Raw genomic sequence first — 20,976 nt, forward strand, 5'->3', positions numbered from 1 at the left:
TCGACAGATCGGCAAGGTGTTTCGGGCAGACCGGCAGAGGATGCCGGTCATCACCGCGACACGGGGCAGGGTTTGGCCGGTGCCTGGCACCAGCCAGAAGAGGGTCAGCGTCGCAGCATATAGAGCGCGGCCACGTTGCGGGCCGTGAGCTGCAGGTTGGTGGTGGCGGTGGCCAGCGCCTCCGGCAGCGACATGGCGCGGTTGACCACGGCGAACACCGCATCCAGTCCGTGCTCATGCACCACACCGTAATCGTCGGTGAGGCAGCCCGAAATACCTATCACCGGCTTGCCGAACTGCTTGGCACAGCGTGCGACACCGATTGGCGTCTTGCCGTAAATGGTCTGGCTGTCGATGCGCCCCTCTCCCGTGATGACGAGATCCGCATCGGCCACCGCCTCGGCCAGTTTCAACGCCGCTATGACGATCTGGATGCCGGGTTTCAGCTCGGCACCGAGCAGGCCCACCAGGGCCGCGCCCATGCCACCGGCGGCGCCGGCACCCGGGATCGCCTTCACCTGGCAACCGAGTGCGTGCTCGATGCAATCGGCGTAGTGGGAGAGGTTGGCATCCAGCTGGGCCACCATCTCTGCGTTGGCCCCCTTCTGCGGGCCAAATACGGCGGAGGCGCCTGTCGGGCCGCACAGCGGATTGTCCACGTCACAGGCCACCTCTATGGTGGTCCTGGCCAACCGGGAGTCCAGCCCACTCAGATCTATGGTGGCCAGCTCCGCCAGCCCGGCGCCGCCCGGCGCTATGGGGGTGCCATCGCTTTTGAGCAGTTTGCCGCCGAGCGCCTGTATCATGCCGGCACCGCCATCGTTGGTGGCGCTGCCGCCTATGCCGAGGATCAGGTGCTTCACCCCCATGTCGAGGGCCGCCAGGATCAGCTCACCTGTGCCGACGCTGGAGGTGTGCAGCGGATTGCGCAGCTCGGGGGGGACAAGGTGCAGGCCGGAGGCCGCCGCCATCTCGATGACGGCGCGTTCGCCATCCCCCAGCAGGCCGACGAAGCCCTGCACCTGGTTGCCGAGCGGCGCTGTCACATAAAACGGCAGTATGCTGCCACCCGTGGCATCCACCAGGGATTGCACAGTGCCCTCGCCGCCATCGGCCATGGGCAGCTTGATGTAGGTGGCATCTGGCAACACCTGCTTGAAACCCGCCTCGATGGCATCGGCCACCGCCATGGCGCTCAGGCTCTCCTTGAATGAATCCGGTGCGATAACAATTTTCATATCAATTCCTCAGGCGAGACCAAACACGCCAAACATCAGGGTGGAGACGGCTGCTATGGTCAGGCCGACGGCAGTTTCATAAGGGATGAGCTTGAGGCGCTCCCCCACGCCCATGTGGACGCTGCCACCGGTGGCATGGAAGAAGGAACCGTGGGGCATGTGGTCAAACACGGTGGCACCGGCATGGATCATGGCGGCCCCCGCCAGGCTGCTGATGCCGAGCTCGATCAGGGTGGAGCTGAACACGTTGGAAGCCACTACAGTCCCGGCCGTGGTCGAGGCGGTCGCCAGCGACATCAGGGCGCCCGAGATGGGGGCCAGCAGGTAGGAGGGCAGACCTGAGGCGGTCAGGCCGCTGATCAGCACATCCTTCAGACCCGAGTTGGCTATGATACCCGCCAGGGTACCGGTCCCCAGCAGCATGATGGCCACCGGCGCCATACGGGCCAGACCGGAGACCGCAAACTGGTTCACCTTGCTGAACTTGCCCATCATAAGGGCGCCGACCAGACCGCCGAGGGGCAGTGCAATCAGCGGGTCCACCACGATGCCGGCGATGGGGCGCAGGGCCAGCAGCAGTATGGCGACCAGGGGCGCACTGATGGCGGCGGCAAAGCCGGGCAGCTTGCTGCCACTGAAGCTCACCACCTCGTCGGCGGCGACCTTGCTGCCCTTGTTGTTCAGCCGTTTGGCCAGCCAGTAGGCCATCACCAGCCCGAACAGGCCCGGTATGATGCCGGCCGCCATGACGGAGGTGAGCGGCAGGTGGAAGGCATCGGCCGCGGCGATGGCGTTCGGGTTGGGGGACATGACGTTGCCCGCCTTGCCGCCACCTATCATGGCCAGCAGTATGGCCGCCTTGGAGAGGTCGGCACGGCGCGCTATGGCCAGCGCTATGGGGGCGACCGTGATGACGGCCACGTCCACGAAGACGCCGACCGCGGTCAGGATCAGGGTGGCCAGCGCCAGCGCCAGCAGGGCGCGGGTCTCGCCCAGCTTCTTGACTATGGTCTCGGCGATTGTGGTGGCCGCGCCCGATTCGATCAGCACGCCCGCCAGCACACCGGCCGCCAGGATCCGCATCACCGCCGTGGTGATCCCCTGGGCGCCACCTATCATCAGGGCGACCGTCTGGGTCAGATCGGCCCCGCCGATCAGGCCACCGGCCAGGGCGCCGACTATCATGCCGTAGGCAGGCGGCACCTTCTTCAGGATGAGGAAGATGGCGATGGAGAGCGCGGCGAGAGCGCCGAGCGCGGATACAGGGATCATGACGGGCACCTTTCAAATGAGTGAGTGGTGGCCATTATGGTGATCCGGGATCGGAATGCTTTGGCTGAAAAGCCAAATAAGGTCTCTTTAAAGAGATACTTCTTGTTCATTACAACAAATCAGCTATCGAGATTGAGCCCGAGGTAGAGCAGGAACTTGTCATCTAACTTGTTGAAATTCAACCCGGTTATCTGCTCGATCCGGGTCAGCCGGTAGCGCAGTGTATTGGGGTGGATGAACAGGGCTTCGGCACAGGGATGCAGATCACAATCCTGCAAGAAATATTGGCGTAGCGTCTTTTGCAGCGTTCCCTTTCTGTCCTCCTGCGCCAGCTTGAGCAAGGGGGCCCGCAGCTGATCCGCCTGCCAGGAGTCCGCCAGACTGCCGAGCAGCACAGGCAGCCGGTAATCCTCGAAGAAGTAGACCTGCTTGCGCGGCGCCTGCCGCATGCCCCGGCGCAAGGTATCCCGCGCCGTCTGGTAGGAGCGTGCCAGCCCGTCTATGCCGCCGAAGTAATCACCCACCCCGATCCGCACCTTGAAGTGGGGAATGCGGGCCAGCAACTGCTTGATGCGGCTGCGCTCCTGCTCCGATTGCCAGACGCCCTCGCTCAGTTGGGCCGGTTTGAGCACCACTATCTCGTCGAGGCCATTGATGGCCACCAGATTGTCCCGCTCCGGATTTTCCAGCAGATGCACCAGCTCCCGCAGGCGGGCCGGATCCGCCTCCTCCAACGCCAGCACGGCCACCACCCGAGGCTGGTCCAGATCCAGCTCGAGGAAACGGGCCGCCTGCTGCAGCTGATCGACCCGCCCCTCGCCGCGAATGAGCTGCAGCACCAGCTCCTCCTTGTGGCGCTTGTCCCACTGCAACTGCTCGGTGAGCGCCGCCTGCTCCAGAATGAGCTCGGCCGTCATGCGTACCAGCTCGGCGTAAGCACGCACTTCGTCCGGATCGCCCGAGATGCCGATGACCCCGAGCAGTTCCCCCTGATAGGCGATGGGCAGGTTGATGCCGGGACGCACCCCCTTGAGCTGCCGGGCGGTCGCCTCGCTTATCTCCACCACCCGGTTCTCTGTCAGCGCCAGCACGGCCCCTTCGTGGCGCTGATGCAGGCGCTCGGGATTGCCGGAGGCGATGATCAAACCGTGTTCATCCATCACGTTGACCGAGAACGACAATATCTTCATCGCCCGACTGACAATCTGACGGGCCAGGGTATCGTTTAGCTGCATAACATCTCCGGACAACAAGCTGGCATGACGCCTGGGGGCCGACAATCGCACGGGCCGACGCGCAAAGATCCCACATCATCAAGACAAGCGCGGGGGGGATCGCTAGAATAGGCCACTTTACGCTATGTGTGCCCCACCATGGATCATGGATCTGGCGTTATGCCGCTGTGTGGCGTGGTGGCTTCATCCTTCCGATATGGACTCCGCTATGGACTATGAATTTCGCCGCGACCCGTTCGGTGGCTATCGCGCCCGGTTCTCCATGGGCCATGAGGCCATCGGTCAGTGGTTGATCGATGAAGTTGGCAAGGATGAGGAGAAGCTCGACGAGCTCTTCTCCATCATCGACCAGCTGTCCAATCGCACCCGCACGGAATACCTGCTGCACGGCGGTGACTATTCACTGCTGCTCACCCCTGAGGAGGCCGAAGTGAAGGCCAACGTCCTCAATATCGAGCTGGATGAGGATCTCGACGATCTCGCCTACTACGATGATGAGCAGCTGGCCATGTGCGGACTGGAAGACTTTGCCCAGGTGCTCGGCTCCTGGCGCGCCTTTATCCGCAACGAGGATATGGGCTGATACCCACATTTCGGGCGAGCATGCCCCTTGCAACCCAACAGGATTGACTATGTCTATTTACGATTTTGACGGCGAACAACCAGAACAGCCGGAAGACGAGCAGGACCAGACCAAACAGGCCGTGCCTGCCAAGAAGAAAGGCAAGCAGGTGATGAACACTCAGGTCAACCTGAGCCCGCGCGATGCCAGCCGTCTGAACGGCCTGCACGTCGAAGCCATCACCACCCTGGACGACGTCAGCCTGCCGAAGAACGTCATCTTCAAGGCCGGCCTCATCGCCCTGGGCGAGCTGGAAGCCACCAAGCGTGCCGACATCATAGCCCGCGTCATCGCCGAATCCGGTCGATAAATCCCGCGTGATTGCCGGGGCGGGCCGCGAAAACGCCCCAAACCTGGCAATGCCGTATCAGAAAAGCCGGAGCCTCAGCTCCGGCTTTTTCATGGCTGCGCCCCGCCGCAGACTCGCCCTTGCAGGGATCCGACCAGCCTATTAAGCCTTGTGTCATGATGTGACGACTTGTTAAGGTGCGGGACTTTTATCGGCCTTGGAGACTCAATGTTACCTCTACCTGATTCGCTCATCTGGGGAGCACTGGCGCTGGCCGTCTTGCTCTGTCTGGCCCGGCAACGCCTGCCCGGCCTGATCCTGCTGGGGGTCGCTCTGCTGGCCGCCCTCTACCTCGACCATCTCAGCCTCTTCGCCCTGCTGATCACGCTGGCGGGCCTGTTGCTGGCGTGGCGCACCCCTAGCCTGCCCCAGCCCTGGCGTGGCGCAGCCCTGACCCTGATGCTGCTGTGGGCCATAGCGCTGATGCTGCACCTCATCCCCGGCTTCAGCAATCTGAAGGTGCTGGATCAGGTGCAGGCCGGCCCCGCCAGCGTGCCCTTCAACATGTACCTCAATCTGGACAAGCCGCTGGTCTTCTTCGGCCTGCTGCTGGCCTGGCCCGCCTTGCTCGGCCAGGGCGGTGCGATCCGCTGGCGAGCGCTGGCCCTGCTGCTGTTGCCGCTGGCGGCTCTGCTGATCACCGCCTGGCAGCTGGGGGCGCTCAAGCCCGAAGCGGGCCTGCCCCACTGGTGGTGGCTGTTTGCCCTCAACAACCTGCTGTTCACCTGCGTGGCGGAAGAGGCGCTGTTTCGCGGCTTCATCCAGCAGGGGGTGGCCGCCCGCAGCCGGCTCTGGCTCGGCATCCTGGTGGCCAGCCTGCTGTTCGGCGCCGCCCACCTGGCCGGCGGCCCGCTACTGATGCTGTTTGCCGCCCTGGCGGGCGCCTGCTACGGCCTGGCGTTCCAGTTCAGTGGCCGCCTGAGCGTCGCCATCGCGATCCACTTCCTGTTCAACTTCGCCCATCTGGCCCTGTTTACCTACCCCCTGGCCACCCGATGATCCCGGGCGCCCCGCCCGGGGCGCCCTTGTTTCCCCTCCTCTGCCCCCTGCCTGCGGCCTGTCCGTTCGATATAGACTTTCTATTTGCACTTTTTTGCCAAGCCCGCATGTCGATTAATTGACCCAAGCCAAGTTAGCGTCATCTTTGCCCCATAAAATGGGCCGGTAACCATCACAAAAATAAAAACAAAACTATCAGTTACTTGGCTCACTCAGGATGCTCACATGACAACAACCCAACGGGAGGGGGAGATACGCTTCCCCGACCATCTATCACTGATCTCAACCACGGATCCCGCCAGCCACATCACCTATGCCAACCAGCACTTCTGCGAGGTGGCCGGTTACAACGCCGACGAGATGGAGGGGGTCCCCCACAATCTGGTGCGTCACCCCGACATGCCCAAGGCTGCCTTTGCCGACATGTGGCAACGACTGCGACAGGGCAAGAGCTGGATGGGACTGGTAAAGAACCGCGCCAAGAGCGGCAAGTTTTACTGGGTCAACGCCTACGTCACCCCCATTCTCAACGAACAGCGGCAGATCATAGAGTACCAGTCGGTGCGTACCCGCCCGAGCGAGCAGGACATCGCCTGGGCTGAGCAGCTCTACGCCCGCATCCGGGCGGGCAAGGCACTGCCCTGGCTCAGCCGGCTCACCCTGGAGCCGGGCCAGCTCACCCTGCTCCTCTCCGGCACGGCCCTGCTCGCCCTGCTGGCGGCCCTCGCCACCGGCAATCCCCTGTGGGGAGCGCCCGGCGCGGCGGCGCTGCTGGCCCAGATTATCCACGGCGGGCGGCTGCAACAGCGGCTCAACCGGCTGGCCGTCACGGCTAGCGAGGAGATGGGCACCCCGCTCTGTCAGGTGCTCTACACCAAACGGCGAGACACACTGGCGGCTCTCGAGCTGGCCCTGCGCATGAAGCGGGCCGAGCTCAAGGCGGTGGTGGGGCGCAGCGCCGACACCAACCAGCAGATACTGCAGGCCGCCGAGGATGACAGGGGCAATATCCAGACCATAGACATCCACCTGCAACAGCAACGGGCCCAGAGCGAGCAGCTGGCAGCCGCCATCACACAACTGAGCCACTCCATTCGCGACGTGGCGAGCAACGCCCATCAGGCCAATGCCCTAGTGGGCGAGGTGCAGCAGGTGTCGGCCGAGGGGCTGCAGGCGCTGACGACCACCCAGGCATCGGTCAACCAGCTCCATCAGGAGCTAGACGCCAACCATCAGGTACTGGCGCAGCTGACCGGCGACAGCCTGAAGATCAGCGGGATCCTGGCGGTGATCAGCCAGATCGCCGATCAGACCAACCTGCTCTCCCTCAATGCGGCCATCGAGGCGGCGCGGGCCGGTGAGCAGGGGCGCGGCTTTGCTGTGGTGGCCGACGAGATACGGGCGCTGGCCCAGAAAACCCGCAGCTCCACCGGCGAGATCAACGAGATGATCCAGGCGCTGCAGCAGACCACCCGCCAGCTGGCCGATGGCATGACCCAGGGGGCCCAGACCTCGGAGCGCTGCCAGCAGCATGTGAGCACCACAGCCGAGGTGCTCAACCAGATAAACCGCATGCTGGCTCAGGTCACCCACACCAGCGACGAGATAGCCCAGGCAGTCAGCCAGCAGGCGGATGTCACCAGCACCCTGGATCAGGGCATCCACCAGATCCACCAGCTGGCCAGCCACACAGCCGACAACAGCAGACAGGCCCTGGACGGCATCACGCTGCTGGTGGAGCGGCTGCATGCCCTCTCCCGCCTGATCAACCAGTTCCGCCACTGACCCATCACAGGGGCGCGCATGCCGGCCGGCACGCGCGCCCCTGATTGCCGAGCCTGCTCTGCTCTCCACGTGGGCAGGGCACAGATCCCTCCCCTCAATGCCCCCTCTCCCCATATGGGGCCTTTCATTTATTTGTAACAAAAATGTAAATGAAATGACCTCTGTGCCCGCCATAACAGTCACTTTCCATCGTGCCTCAACCAAAAGGACTTAATGATGCACAAGCCTCTCAGTTATGCCGCCCTGCTGCTGGCCAGCCAGTTTCCGTTGCAGGCGCTGGCCGATACCGATGTCTACCTCACCAACAACGGCCCAGAGCCCTTGCAGCTGGAGATCCGCCAGAGCGGCAGCGGCCAGCTGCAGGCGGGCAGCCAGTGGATCCAGCACAGGACTGAGCTGGGCCCCTGGGAGAGCGCCATGGTACTCAGCTTCAATCGTTACGAGGGGGTGAAGGCGGGCAAAAGCTATCTGTTCGAAACCCGGGTCACCACGGCCGGGGGCGACACCTATCGCCTCAACCAGCTGATGGAGGGCACCTGGTGGAACACCACATTGCAGCACGGTGGCGACACCCCGACCGCCAGCTCGGGCTGGCAGAGCGATCGCGCCCTGCATCGCACCCTGGGCCCACAGGAGCTGGCCTTCGCCGCCAAGTTCACCGGCCGTTACGACGATCTGCACTACATGCTGACGCCACCACAAAAGCGGGAGCAGCCAGAACCGGCGGAGAGCAAGATCAAGGTCGCCAGCTACAACGTCTGGGCCCTGCCGGTGATCGCCGCCAGCATAGGCGAGCGGCTGGCCTTGCTGCCCGAGTACCTCAAGGGCTATGACGCCCTGTTGCTGCAGGAGGTGTTCGACGGCCGCCGCGAGGGCTTCCTGCAGGCGCTGGCGAAAGAGTACCCCTATCAGACCAAGGTGCTCGACAAGCCGGGGGTCAACATCCACGACGGCGGCGTGGTGATCGTCAGCCGCTACCCAATCGTGCGCGAGGCCCAGCTGGTCTATCCCCAGTGCACAGGCACCGACTGCTTCGCCGACAAGGGGGTCATGTACGCCGAGGTGATCAAAGGGGGCAAGGCCTGGCACCTGTTCGCCACCCACACCGCCAGCTTCGACACCGACGAGGCGAGGCGGCTGCGCCAGATCCAGTTCGGCCAGATGCGCACCCTGGCCGCCAGCCTCAAGATCCCGGCCGGTGACACCGTCATCTACGGCGGCGACTTCAACGTCAACAAGCGCAAGTTTGCCGACGACTACGCCAACATGCTGAGCAACCTCAATGCCCATGAGCCCGCCTATGGCGGCTACACAGAGGCCACCTTCGACCCTAGGCTCAACCCCTATGCCGGCGGGCCCCTTTCCGGTGGTGCCAACGTCGAGTACCTGGACTATCTGGTGGTGAGCCGGGAGTACGGCGCCGCCAGCCATAACCTCAACAGCGTCTGGATCCCGCGCAGCAGCGATGGCAGCCTCTGGCCCGCCAGCAACCTCTCCGATCACTTCCCGGTCAAGGGAGAGATCAGCCGATGAAGCGCCGCTACGGCTTGCTGGCCCTGGCGGTCCTCTCGCTCTTGCTGCTCAACCTCGGCTGGCAATATGAACCACCGCAGACGCCGGCCGACGCACAGGCCAGCCTGCGCGGGGTACGTCAGCCACAGCAGGCGCCAGCCCCCCCTGTGACGGCCCTCATGACCCGGCTCACCCCGGCTGCCAGCGGGAGCCAGCCCACGGATCCGCACCCCAGCTGGCGGGAGATGCCGCAGGAGATGAGCCAGCTGCTCGCCAGCGAGGTAGGCGACAGCGAGCAGCCGCTCGCCGAGCGCCTCGCCAACCTGAGTGAACTGGAGTCGCAGTGGATGAGCGAGGGGGAGAGCCTCACCCGGTTGCAGGGGCGCTATGCCGAGGCGCTGGCACAGCTGGCCAGCGAGGGTGAGCAGCTGACCCTGGCGGAGCGGCTGGCCGCCCTGACCCGGCTGCAGGATGAGTGGGCGGCGGATCATCCGGATCTGGCGGCGGATCTGTTCAACCCGGACGCCCGCCTGCAGCAGGCGCGCCAGCTGTGGGGGGACGAGGAGCTGGAGACATTGGCCCGCCACTTCCTGCCCGCCGATCGGGCCGAGGCCAGCCTGGCCTTTGCCGCCACCCGCCAGCAGCAGCTGGATCAGCGCGGCCACTACCAGCAGCAATTGGCCGAGCTGGAGCAGCAGCTGGCGGCCAGTCAGGGGAACATGGATCCCGAGCGCTGGCAGCAGCACAGGGAGGAGGTACTCGGCCAGTTTAGGCGCGACTTCTTCGCCCAGGCACAGGGCAAGCCCTGAGCGGGAGGCGGCCCGGGGAGCCTACGTTGAAAAGAAAAAGGGCCCGCCAGGGCCCTTTGCGTTTGCCAGCCCTTCAGGCCAGCGGGTAGCTGGCGGCCAGCCCGTTCTCGCAATGCCAGTTGGCCCACAGCTTGTTGTCGCTGCCCATCAGCAGGGTGGCGAAGTTGCGGGTGCGTAGGTAGACGGGGGCGCCGAACGGCTTGATCAGCTCGGCGCGGATCGCGCGGTTTTCGTCGAGGTACTCGGGATTGTCGTTGGTCATGGCGAGGATCCCCATCCACTGGAACTGGGTGGGACAGGGATGGACTATGCCGGAGGAGACCAGCTGGTGCACATTTGTGACCCCTTCACGCTTGTCCTGAATGACGCCAAGGCAGCCCACGTGCACGTCACCGGAGAGGATCAGGGTCTTGTGCTGGCGCCGTACTCGGGCGTTATCCAGCAGCCGCATGATGAGCCGGGCCCGCTCCCCCTGATGGGCCTTGGCCCGCCAGTGATCCTTGAGATCGTCGGTCAGCTCCTCCTCCCAGGGGGTGGCATCCAGCGCCGCCTCGGTGAAGGAGAAGTCCCGATAAACCACGGGCACGCCCGCCAGTACCAGCAGGTGGCCCGCGTCGCAGCCGGCCAGCGCGCCGTTGACCTGATCCCACTGGGACTGGCTCATCACCCGGGCCTGGGTGCGATTCGCCCGGTTGTCCAGCGCCAGGATCCGGTAGCCCCGAAAACTGAGCAGCCAGGAGTAATGGGCCAAGTTGACCGGGTCCAGCAGGGAGGCATTGGCGCCGCTGCGCAGCTGGAACAGCCGGAAATAGCGGGAGGCGGCGGCATAGATGATCCGATAGACATCGCAGCCCTGCAGATCCTCGGGATAGCTGCCCCAGCCATCGAAGATGTCGTGGTCATCCCACATCATGGCGCTTGGCACCCGGGACAGCAGGCGCGCCACCTCGGGCCGTCCCCACTGCTTGCAGTAGAGATCGCAGTAGAAGCGATCGAGCTGCTCCTCCATGGTGCGGGTCGCCTTGCGCTTGACCTTCTCGGTCCTGTCCAGCTCGTTCCAGGCCTTGAGGCTGGGCACTGTGGTCCAGAGGGAATCGGCATAGACCTGATCACCCCCCATCAGCAGCAGCGAGAAGGGGTGTGCGGCGTGTTCGGCAGCAAGCCGATCCCACATCACATAGGGTTGAGGCGTGGAGGTGAGCAGCTTGAAGTCGGAAAAACCGTTGCAGGAGGCATAACCGATGCGCACCTGCTCCGCCGACCCCGGCAGATGAAACTGCCAGTGGTCGTCCCCGGCCAGATCCCGGGCGGGCTCCCCGTCCAGCAGGATCTGGTACTCCACGCTCGTCCCCCCGGCGGCCGGGTTGGCCGTCCAGCTGGCCCGCCAGAAACCGCCCTTTGGGGTATCCGCCTGCTTGCCGGCAGGCAGCAAGGTGCCGTTGATCCTGATGCTGGCGCCCTTGCAGCCGGGCCCCGCCAGAAAACAGATGCTGTATTGCGTCTCAGCTTCGAGCCCCAGCAGGGGCCCCATTACCAGACTCGCCATTGCCTATCCCTCCGTGGTTGAACCCATGGAGCATAGTGAAACCGGCGTCCTTTGGTACTGCCCAAGCGGGCAGTCCATCCTTGAATCAGGCCTTGCCCTTGAACTGCTTGACGCTGCGCTTGTTGGCGGTACGGCGGTTTGCCTGCTTGTCCCGCGGGGGGCGCTTGCCCTCCCCGCTGGCGGGCAGGTCGGTCACCGGGAAGCCGGCGAGTTCCGCCAGCGGCAACTCACGGCCGGTGAGGGTGCGGATCGCCACCAGGGTATCGCTCTCGCCGTGGCACACCAGCGAAATGGCCAGCCCCTCGCACCCGGCGCGGGCAGTGCGGCCGATGCGGTGCACATAGACGGGGGCGCTGGCGGGCAGGTCCAGGTTGATCACCAGCGGCAGCGCCTCCACGTGTATGCCCCGCGCCATCAGGTCGGTGGCCACCAACACCCGCACCTTGCCGGCCTTGAAATCGTCGAGCGCCTGACCCCGCACCGCCTGCTCCTTCTCGCCATGCAGGGCGGCAACCGGGATCCCCGCCCTGGCCAGCTTCCTGGCCACGCCATCGGCATCGTCCCGCGCGCTGATGAAGACCAGCACCTGCGGCCAGGCCTGCTCCTTGAGCAGGCTGATCAGCGCCGGCACCTTGCTGCTCTTGTTGACCAGATAGAGCCGCTCCTCGATCTCGTTCACCAGGCTGTTGAGGGGATTGGCCTCGATGCGGGTCGGCTCTGTCAGCAGGCCGGTCGCCAGCTCATCCAGCTCGGCGGGCAGGGTGGCGGAGAAGAGCAGGGTCTGACGCTCGGCGGGCATCTCATTCATCAGCCACTGGATGTCGGGCCAGAAGCCCATCTCCAGCAGGCGATCCGCCTCATCCAGCACCAGCTGTTGCAGGCCATCCAGCCCCAGCACTTGCTGAGTGAGCAGATCCCGCAGCCGCCCCGGCGTCGCCACCAGCAGTTGCGGCCCCAGCGCCAGCTCGGCCTGTTGCCGCTCCTGTGCCACGCCGCCGCACAGGGTCAAAACGCGCAGCCCCAGCGCCTCGGCGACCCCTTGCAAGGCGGCGCTCACCTGGGTGGCCAGCTCGCGGGTCGGCACCAGCACCAGCCCCTGCACCAGACTGGCGGCGGGATCCAGTCGTTGCAGCAGCGGCAGCCCGAATGCCAGCGTCTTGCCGCTGCCGGTCTGGGCCAGCGCCAGCAGATCCTGCCCCGCCAATACCACGGGTATCGCAAGCTGCTGGATGCGGGTCGGGGTGTGCAGGCTGGCAGGCAGGGCCGCCAGCAGGGCGGGATTGAGGTCGAGTTCGCTAAAGGTCATGGGGCTACGCAGATATCGGCTGAATAAAGAAGTGGGAGGCGAAGTCTAGTGAGCAGGGAGCGATAAGTAAAACCCCATCCATCGCGGCCCTGCAGGCAAGCCCGGTTCGATCTGGCCGAAGCGGCTCTGACTACACTTCTGGAACCATCTCCCAAGGGTGTGACCAGATCATGACCAGACATATCTACATCTTGCTGTTTCTCCTGCTCGGCCTGCTGGGGGTCACAACCCTGAGCCTCTCCCTGGCAGGCACGCCGGCCACGCCGTCGGACAAACCGGTTCGCATCCTCAACGCCCATCTTGGCGAGCTGCCGGGCCTCATCAACGCCGACAAGACGGGCCCCTTCGTCGATCTGGTGCGGGCGATTGATGAGCAGTCTCCCGAAGTCAGCATCCGTATCACCATATACCCCATTGCCCGTGCCATGGCCGGTGTCATCGCAGGCAAGGCCGACTTCAGCCTGCCCGCGATCCGCAATCTGCACGATGCGGACATGCTGCCCTATCGCTTCAGCACCCGCAGCTTTGGCAAAGTCACCCATGTCATCTACAGCAACACGGCTCACCCCGTCACCACCGACATGGCCTATGGGGTTGAGCCTACCCAACGGGATCTGCTGATCGAAGCCACTCCGGGCTTTCTGCCCATTCCACTGCAAAGGTCCATGAGCATAGAGCAGTCGCTGCGCAAGCTCTCACGCGGTCGCATCGACGCCTTCATCTGGGCCCAGGAGGAAGCCGACCTGGTGCTGCGTCAGCTGGGGCTGACCAACATCCACCGGGAACACTTCGGCGATTTCGAGGATGTCTTCATCATCGCCAAGGGGGCGGCGGGTGATGATATGGATCACTTCCTCAGCACGGCCATCGACCGGCTGGCCGCGTCCGGCAAGTTGGCCGAGATCTACTCCAGGCTGCATCGCCCTTATGAGGTGTGGCAGCCCCATCCCGAGCCATTGGCCCCGCCGACGTAATCCAGCACGCCCTGATGACCAGACACCATCCATAAAAAATCCCGCCACGGCGTGCCGTGGCGGGATTTTTGCACTCACAAACTTACAGCGCGGCCAGGGCAGCGGCGTAGTTCGGCTCGTCGGCCACTTCGGCCACCAGCTCGCTGTGCAGCACCTTGTTCTCTTCATCCAGCACCACTATGGCGCGGGCGGCCAGGCCCACCAGCGGACCGGAGGAGAAGGCCACGCCGTAGTCCTGCAGGAAGGCAGCACCACGCAGGGTGGAGAGGGTCACCACCTTGTCCAGACCCTCGGCGCCGCAGAAGCGGGACTGGGCAAACGGCAGATCGGCGGAGATGCAGAGCACGACTGTGTTCTCCAGCGCGCTGGCCTGTTCGTTGAATTTGCGCACTGAGGTGGCACAAGTCGGGGTATCGACGCTCGGGAATATGTTCAGGATCTTGCGCTGACCGGCGTAGGCCGCCAGGGTCAGGTCGGACAGATCCTTGGCAACCAGGGAGAAGGGCTTGGCCTGCTCACCGGCAACGGGGAAGTGACCGGCGACGGAGACGGGGTTGCCTTGCAGGGTAACGGAATTGCTCATGTTATGTCCTTGATTATCGAGGGAGGATAGGGCTCCCCAGTATAGGCGCGCCGGGCGGTGACAAACACCCGCCAACCACAAGGATATAAGGGCGCTTCATCCTGACCCGGACAGCTAGCCCCTGCCGGCTCAGTCAGCAAGATAAAGGAGCTTGACCTTGGACTTAACACCAAGGTTTACACTCGGCTCAGTCATCGAAGATCTCGCACCGGCGGGATCCATCCAAGAGGGACTCATCATGAGCAAATCCTGCTGCAGCCATCAAGCTGCCGCCGCCCCCATCAAGGCCGTCAGCAAGTCTGCCACCAGTCAGAACGAGCATCAGCACGACAGCCATTGCTGTGACAGTGCCACGCAGGTCAGCATCTGTGCCAGCAAGGCCCCCCATGATCATCAGGATCAGGGGGGGAGTGAATCGCCGGGGGATGAAGAGCCCCCCAGAGCAGGCTGTCACAGCCAGGGCTGCTGCAGCCCGCAGCCGCCCCATGACCATGACCATGACCATGACCATGACCATCATGAGCATGATCGCCATGAGCAAACCGCCGAGCCGTTAATCGCGCCGGAGCAGGACAGTCGCCGCCACAGCTGGCAGGTGCTGGGGATGGATTGCCCCAGCTGCGCCCGCAAGATCGAGACAGCCGTCAGCAGGGTGGCGGGCGTGCAGCAGGCCCGGGTGCTGTTTGCCACCGAGAAGCTGGTGGTGGATCTGGCCCCCGGCCTCTCCCCCGATCCCGTCACCGCCGCCGTGCTGGCCGCGGGTTTCCGGCTCAAGGGCGCAACTCAGCCCGGGGACGACAACGCCAGGCGGCGCAGCCCGCAGATTAGCCTGCTCGCCAAATACTGGCAGCCGCTGTCGCTGGCCGGCCTGATGCTGGTGGCGGCCCTGCTGCCGAAAGAGTTCGGTCAGCCGCTGTTTACCCTGGCCACCCTCTGGGGCCTGTGGCCCATCTCCCGCAAGGCCTGGGCCCTGACCAAGAGCGGCTCCCCCTTCGCCATCGAAACCCTGATGACGGTGGCGGCGCTGGGCGCCCTCTTCCTCGGTGAAACCGCCGAAGCAGCCATGGTGCTGCTGCTCTTCATGCTGGGGGAACATCTGGAGGCCTACGCCGCCGGCCGTGCCCGCGCCGGCGTCACGGCCCTGATGGCGCTGGTGCCCGACAAGGCGCTGCGGATCCGCACCACGGTTGACGGTGACGTGCGGGAAGAGGTGGCGGCCGACCAGCTGCGTCCCGGCGACATCATAGAGATAGCCCCGGGCGCCCGCCTGCCGGCGGATGCCCGTCTGCTCGACACCCTCGGCGCCTTTGATGAGAGCGCCCTGACCGGTGAATCCATTCCGGTGGAGCGTCGCCAGGGCGACAAGGTGCCCGCCGGCAGTCTGGCGGCGGATCGGGTGCTGCGCCTCGAGGTGGTGTCCGAGCCCGGCAACAACGCCATCGACCGCATACTGCACCTGATCGAGGAGGCCGAGACCCAGCGCGCCCCCATAGAGCGTTTCATCGACCGCTTCAGCCGCTGGTACACCCCGGCCATGATGCTGGTCGCCCTGCTGGTGGTGATAGTGCCGCCGCTGGCCTTCGGCCAGAGCTGGGACGAGTGGGTCTATCGCGGACTGGCGCTGCTGCTCATCGGCTGCCCCTGCGCCCTGGTGATCTCCACCCCGGCGGCTGTCACCTCCGCCCTGGCGGCGGCAACCCGACAGGGTGCCCTGATCAAGGGCGGCGCCGCGCTGGAGCGGCTGGCCCACATAGATACAGTCGCGTTTGACAAGACAGGCACCCTGACCCTGGGCAAGCCGCAACTGACCGAGCTGGTCAGCCTCAATGGCCGGCCCGAGGCTGAACTGCTGGCACTGGCCGCCGCCATAGAGCAGGGCTCCCACCACCCGCTGGCCCGGGCCGTGGTAGCCAAAGCGACCGAGCAGGGACTGACTCTGGCCGCGGCTCAGGATCTGCGCGCCCTGCCCGGCATGGGGGTGGAGGGGCGCATCGACGGCACCCTCTGGCAACTGCTGGCGCCGAGCCGGATTGACTCGCTGAGCCATGCCCTCAACGCCCAGATAGCCACCCTGGAGCAGCAGGGCAAGACGGTAGTGGTGCTCGGCCAGCCGGGTGCCGCGCCGGCGGCCCTGCTGGCGCTGCGGGATCAGATCCGGCCCGAAGCGGCAGCGGCCTTGGCGGAGCTCAAGGGGTTGGGACTGCGCAGCATAATGCTGACCGGCGACAACCCGCGCGCCGCCGAGGCGATTGCCAACGAACTCGGCATGGGCTGGCGCGCCAGCCTGCTGCCGGAGGGCAAGGTGGAGGAGATAGCCAAGCTGGCCATCAGCCAGAAGGTCGCCATGATAGGGGATGGCATCAACGACGCCCCCGCCATGAAGCGCGCCAGCATCGGCATCGCCATGGGTGGCGGCACAGACGTGGCGCTGGAGACGGCCGATGCCGCCCTGACCCACAACCAGCTCGGTGGCATCGCCGCTATGATCCGCTTGTCGCGGGCGGCGCTGGCCAACATCCACCAGAACATAGCGCTGGCGCTGGGACTGAAAGCCATCTTCCTGGTCACCAGTCTGCTCGGCATCACGGGTCTGTGGATTGCCGTGCTGGCGGATACCGGCGCCACCGCCCTGGTGACGGCCAACGCCCTGCGCCTGCTGCGCAAGCGCTAAGCCAGCCGTTAACGGCACAGCCAACAGCCGCCCCAGTGGGGCGGCTTTTTTATTGCCTCGCCCACGACGACAAAGAAAAAGCGCGGCTACCGGTTGGCAGTCGCGCTTTGCTTACGCTCTCGGCGTTATCCCACCCTTGGCAAGGTGGAATTCAACCCTGGGCTGCCGAGCCAGCCCCGGGCTCGATGGGGCTGCTTACTTGGTCGCAGTGGGTGCGGTAAAGCTGACACTCAAGCTTGGTTTCTCCTTGTTCATGGCGGTAAAGACGAACTTGTAGCTGCCCGCCTTGTCAGCATTGAACGGCAGATCCCCGCCATTGGCACAGAGCACACTGACCTGGCCTACCGCCAGCTGGTCGGTGTTGCTGCACTTGCCGTAGTTGATCGAGCCGCCCCAGTCACTACCGGCAATCTTCACCTGGGTCATCCCCAGCTTGTCGGCCGTCACTTCTGTGGTGAACTCGTAGGTGAAGTTGCCGCCAAAGATCATCTTGTTGACCGGATCCCATTGGTTCAGGAAACCACGCACGAAGACATCTGTGTCACCAAACGGCGGAACCGTGCTCAGATCTGTCTTCTTGCTCACCGGCAGGCCCGCGCCCTGGACACCGGCCTGCGGCTTGACGAAGACGGCAGCGGACCAGGCCCCCAGGGTCAGGGTACCGCCATTGACGGCGGCATCGCGGGCTATGCTGCTACCGGCATGGTGGGCCGGGCTCAGTTGCAGGGTGCTCAGATCGATGGGCTGATCATTGCCGTCACGGAAGTCGCCGATGCTCTGGGGAGCATTGGTGGCGTTGATCATCACCACCAGACCGTCGATGGCCGGATCCAGATCCGCACCCGCATTGATGCCGTCATCCACCGTCATCACTATGAGGCCGGGCTCCTGATCCGGGCCGGTATTGCGGAAGTCGACCCGCTTGATCACCTCGGCGCCGCTGCCAAGACGCAGCAGACGGGAGGATTGACGCAGCTCGGCAAGCTCCTGGTAGAAGCCCACCATGGTCGCCATGTCGGCCCCGCTCGGCTTGACGTGCTTGTCGAGCACCTGCTCGATCAGCGGATAGTTGTCGCCATCCTTGTCCTTGCGCGGCAACCCCTTGTTGAAGTTATTGTCGGCCAGGCTGTAGTCGACTCTGTTGTACCAGTCACCCGAGTCGTAGCTGTCCCGCTCCATGGATTTGGAGCGCAGCAGCTCGACACCGGCGTGGGTAAACGGAATGCCCTGCCCCAGCATGGCGGTGGCCAGCGACACCCCCTGCATCCGCACCAGATCGGCTCCTTCCGGCGCCTTGTAGATCAGGTTGTCGAACAGGGTCTGGTTGTCGTGCTTGTCGACATAGTTCTGGATCTCGGTCGGATCCTGGGCATAACCCGCAGCTTGACCGTTGTAGTCGATGTCGGAGCCCTTCTTCGGCATGCCGTCCTTGTCGGTCAGCACGAAATCCTTGAGGTTGCCGGCCATGCCGAGGCGAACCAGGTCGGATTGATGCAGCGCCGTGGCCAGCTCGACGCCGTCCATCTCGTTGGCATCCACCAGGGCGCCGTTGCCGAAGCCCTGGGTCTTGCGAATGGTATCGCCACCGTCAAACGGACTGCCGCCGCGCACCGCATCCCGCAAGCGGTCGGAGAAGGAACCTATGCCGGTGCCACCCAGGTGTTTCTGGGTCGCCTGCACGAAGCGCTTGTCATCCTGCACCTCGCCGAAGTTCCAGCCCTCGCCGTAGAAGTACATCTCGGGGTTGACCTTCTTCACCGCGGCCAGCGCCTGCACCATCTGATCTTTCGGGTGGTGGCCCATCAGGTCGAAGCGGAAGGCGTCTATCTTGTAGTCGCGGGCCCAGGTGACCAGGGAGTCATCCATCAGCTTGGCGAACATGGCGTGTTCCGGCGCCGTGTTGGAGCAGCAGGTGGAGTTCTCCACCGAACCGGTCTCCGGATTGAGACGCTGATAGTACCAGGGCACAATCTTGTCGAGCACCGACTTGGGACCCAGGCCTGCCTCGTTGGTGTGGTTGTAGACCACGTCCATTACCACGTTCATGCCGATGTTCTGCTTGATGGCCTTGACCATCTCGCGGAACTCCAGGATGCGCTGGCTGCCCTCGGCATTGGTAGCATAGGAGCCTTCCGGCGCCGTGTAGTGGTAAGGGTCATAACCCCAGTTGAAGGAGTCCACCCCGCGCAGATAGCCGTAAAGCTCCTGTACCTGCGGGTTCTCCTTGCTGTCGGCCCCCTGCAGATCGGTGAGCACGGCTTCTATGGTCTGACCGCCACCGCAATGGCTGGCGAACTTGGAGTTCTGCACCTCGGGGTTGACCTGACACAGCTTGCTGAAGTCATCGGCAAGGTTGGCCACCTTGGCCGGATCCTCGTTGACGGTGGCGATGTCGAACACCGGCAACAAATGCAGGTGGCTGACGCCGCTCTTGGCCAGCGCCTGCAGGTGCTTGACCGGCACGCTGTCGCTGTCGGTCAGCCCCAGGAACTTGCCGCGGTGCGCAGGCAAGGTGGAGTCGTCGTTGCCGGTCAGATCGCGGACATGGGCCTCATAGATGGTGATGTCGGCAGGGTTCTGCTGGCTGTGGGGCGCCTTCAGGCTGTCCCACCCTTCCGGCTTGAGGGCCGGATCATTGAGATCCACCACCTGGCTGAACTCTGAGTTCATCGCCAGGCTCAGGGAGTAGGGGTCTGTCACCTGATAGGATTCCAGCTTGCGGCTGACCGGGTGATAGACCTGGATGTCGTAGCGGTAGAACTTGCCTACCAGCTCGCTGCCACCCTGCGCGCTCCAGCTGCCGCTGGCCTCGTCCCGAGTCATGGTGCGCTCGCCCAGCGCCCTGTGCTTGTCATCGAACAGTGCCAGCTTGACCGACTTGGCGGTCGGCGCCCACAGTCGGAAGGTGACATTGCCCCCCTCGACGATGGCGCCATAGGCCAGCTTGGCGGCGGCGTCGGCATAGAGGGCATCAAGGGCACCGGCGCTCTGCACCAGAGTTGCCCCCTGCAGAATGCCGTCGGCATCTGTGCCTATGGCCACCAGCTCGCCCTTGAGCAGGGGCTTGAGGTCCTTGCCAGCCGGCAGGGCGAAGGCGGCGGCATCCTTGAGGTGCGGATACTTGGCCTGCTGCTCGGCGGTCAGGCTGGTCGGGGTCAGGGCAATGTAGGGGAAGTCGAATACCCCTTCCGCATTGGCCTTGATGGTGCCCGACTCAGTGTAATAGAGGCGCACATGGGGTTTGTCCTTGCCCCCTTGCCAGATCAGGGTGTTGCCATCGATCAGATGGGCACTGGCCCCCGCCACGCCAAAGGCAGCGGTGAAGGCGTCGGCACGACTGCCGAAGACCTCGCTCTTACCCGCGACGATGGCCACTGTGCGGTCCGGGTGATCGCTGAAGATCACCTTCATGTCGGCACCGGTCAGGTTGGCCAGATCGCCGTTGCGGGCGATAAAGTTGATGCAGCCTTCCAGCTTGGCCAGCGGTACCACCCAGCTGGGACCGAAGCCGTCGGCCGCCGCCGGGGTATTGACCTTGTCATCCCAGCCCGCGTTGAGGCCGCTCTCGGCGGTGGCGCTGCAGGCGTCGTTGTTCCACAGGTGCAGGCTGTAGTTGGCAAAGGGGCCATCCACCCCGCGCGCCGCGCTGGTCTGGGTATCCACCAGGGCGATCACCGCCTGATCGGGCCCGGCCACCAGTTGCTCGGCAGGGGGTTGCACATTGGGCAGACGGGCGACAGGGCCGTCAGTGGGGCCAGGGGTGGGGGAGGAGCTGTTGTCATTGCAGCCGGACAAAAGCGCGAGCAGTGAGGCTGTTACCAGCGCCACTTTGGTCTTTTTCATATCCATTTTTTTATAATTCCCGCTGTAGTTAGTCTCGATAGTCGAGTACCCGGTCATTGCCGAGCGGTGTCATATTAATCAGCGGCAATCGTTTCAAATGTGAGCAGCAGGGCAAAAAAACCAACCATTTTCAACAAGATAACGTTTTCATAACGAAAGTTGGATCGGGCTCACAGACCCGGCCTCACTTTCGGCCCATACCAGCAGACAGACGAGTCCATACCGGAAAAAT

The 20,976-nt window shown here is 64.3% G+C and carries 15 protein-coding genes; 8 read left to right on the forward strand and 7 right to left on the reverse strand.

Annotation, left to right across the window (positions count from 1 at the left end; genetic code table 11):
• Positions 1-104: 104 nt before the first annotated feature.
• The 3 genes from ACM3N8_RS11845 to ACM3N8_RS11855 all read right to left on the reverse strand — a co-directional run bounded on the left by ACM3N8_RS11845 (position 105) and on the right by ACM3N8_RS11855 (position 3,745).
• Positions 105-1,238 carry a glycerate kinase gene (locus ACM3N8_RS11845; RefSeq protein WP_241278936.1) on the reverse strand — a complete coding sequence of 378 codons (1,134 nt, stop codon included), beginning with the start codon at positions 1,236-1,238 and terminating at the stop codon, positions 105-107.
• A 9-nt stretch (positions 1,239-1,247) separates the two neighbouring features.
• On the reverse strand, positions 1,248-2,510 hold the full coding sequence (locus tag ACM3N8_RS11850; RefSeq protein WP_241325733.1) for a GntP family permease: 1,263 nt from the start codon (positions 2,508-2,510) through the stop codon (positions 1,248-1,250).
• Between the two features lie 119 nt (positions 2,511-2,629).
• Positions 2,630-3,745 (reverse strand): sugar diacid recognition domain-containing protein, encoded by a 1,116-nt coding sequence (locus ACM3N8_RS11855; RefSeq protein ID WP_416016160.1) that lies wholly within the window; start codon positions 3,743-3,745, stop codon positions 2,630-2,632.
• Between the two features lie 208 nt (positions 3,746-3,953).
• Here ACM3N8_RS11855 and ACM3N8_RS11860 point away from each other — a divergent pair, with 208 nt between their 5' ends.
• From ACM3N8_RS11860 to ACM3N8_RS11885, 6 genes are all read left to right on the forward strand, one after another.
• Positions 3,954-4,328, forward strand: a complete 375-nt coding sequence (locus tag ACM3N8_RS11860; protein ID WP_043140571.1) for a YacL family protein — start codon at positions 3,954-3,956, stop codon at positions 4,326-4,328.
• A 49-nt stretch (positions 4,329-4,377) separates the two neighbouring features.
• Complete coding sequence (locus tag ACM3N8_RS11865) at positions 4,378-4,677, forward strand: hypothetical protein (RefSeq protein WP_005313598.1); 300 nt, start codon at positions 4,378-4,380, stop codon at positions 4,675-4,677.
• A 207-nt stretch (positions 4,678-4,884) separates the two neighbouring features.
• Positions 4,885-5,715: a lysostaphin resistance A-like protein gene (locus tag ACM3N8_RS11870; protein ID WP_416016161.1), complete on the forward strand. Its 831-nt coding sequence runs from the start codon at positions 4,885-4,887 to the stop codon at positions 5,713-5,715.
• A gap of 225 nt (positions 5,716-5,940) precedes the next feature.
• Positions 5,941-7,500, forward strand: a complete 1,560-nt coding sequence (locus tag ACM3N8_RS11875) for a methyl-accepting chemotaxis protein (RefSeq protein ID WP_416016162.1) — start codon at positions 5,941-5,943, stop codon at positions 7,498-7,500.
• A 216-nt stretch (positions 7,501-7,716) separates the two neighbouring features.
• Entirely contained in the window at positions 7,717-9,033 is a 1,317-nt protein-coding gene (locus tag ACM3N8_RS11880) for a sphingomyelin phosphodiesterase (protein WP_290019025.1), read from the forward strand.
• Complete coding sequence (locus ACM3N8_RS11885) at positions 9,030-9,821, forward strand: hypothetical protein (RefSeq protein WP_290019024.1); 792 nt, start codon at positions 9,030-9,032, stop codon at positions 9,819-9,821. The genes ACM3N8_RS11880 and ACM3N8_RS11885 overlap by 4 nt, the downstream gene beginning before the upstream one ends.
• A 73-nt stretch (positions 9,822-9,894) precedes the next feature.
• On the opposite strand, the gene ACM3N8_RS11890 is transcribed toward ACM3N8_RS11885, so the two are convergent.
• Positions 9,895-11,367, reverse strand: a complete 1,473-nt coding sequence (locus ACM3N8_RS11890; RefSeq protein WP_416016163.1) for an alkaline phosphatase D family protein — start codon at positions 11,365-11,367, stop codon at positions 9,895-9,897.
• A gap of 85 nt (positions 11,368-11,452) precedes the next feature.
• A complete protein-coding gene (locus ACM3N8_RS11895) occupies positions 11,453-12,673 on the reverse strand; it encodes a DEAD/DEAH box helicase (protein ID WP_416016164.1) in 1,221 nt (406 codons plus the stop codon).
• Between the two features lie 170 nt (positions 12,674-12,843).
• On the opposite strand from ACM3N8_RS11895, the gene ACM3N8_RS11900 reads away from it, so the two are divergent.
• Positions 12,844-13,647 (forward strand): ABC transporter substrate-binding protein, encoded by an 804-nt coding sequence (locus ACM3N8_RS11900; RefSeq protein WP_416016165.1) that lies wholly within the window; start codon positions 12,844-12,846, stop codon positions 13,645-13,647.
• Between the two features lie 82 nt (positions 13,648-13,729).
• Here ACM3N8_RS11900 and tpx read toward each other — a convergent pair whose 3' ends face one another.
• Positions 13,730-14,230, reverse strand: coding sequence for a thiol peroxidase (tpx, locus tag ACM3N8_RS11905; protein WP_416016166.1), 501 nt, complete (start codon positions 14,228-14,230; stop codon positions 13,730-13,732).
• Between the two features lie 238 nt (positions 14,231-14,468).
• On the opposite strand from tpx, the gene ACM3N8_RS11910 reads away from it, so the two are divergent.
• Positions 14,469-16,901 carry a zinc/cadmium/mercury/lead-transporting ATPase gene (locus tag ACM3N8_RS11910; RefSeq protein WP_416016167.1) on the forward strand — a complete coding sequence of 811 codons (2,433 nt, stop codon included), beginning with the start codon at positions 14,469-14,471 and terminating at the stop codon, positions 16,899-16,901.
• Positions 16,902-17,096: 195 nt separating this feature from the next.
• On the opposite strand, the gene pulA is transcribed toward ACM3N8_RS11910, so the two are convergent.
• The gene (gene pulA / locus ACM3N8_RS11915; protein WP_416016168.1) at positions 17,097-20,750 is read right to left on the reverse strand and encodes a pullulanase-type alpha-1,6-glucosidase; all 3,654 of its coding nucleotides are present in this window, start codon (positions 20,748-20,750) and stop codon (positions 17,097-17,099) included.
• Positions 20,751-20,976: the final 226 nt, after the last annotated feature.

The sequence above is a fragment of the Aeromonas sp. A04 genome (assembly GCF_047780465.1).
Classification (GTDB): Bacteria; Pseudomonadota; Gammaproteobacteria; order Enterobacterales; family Aeromonadaceae; genus Aeromonas; species Aeromonas bestiarum.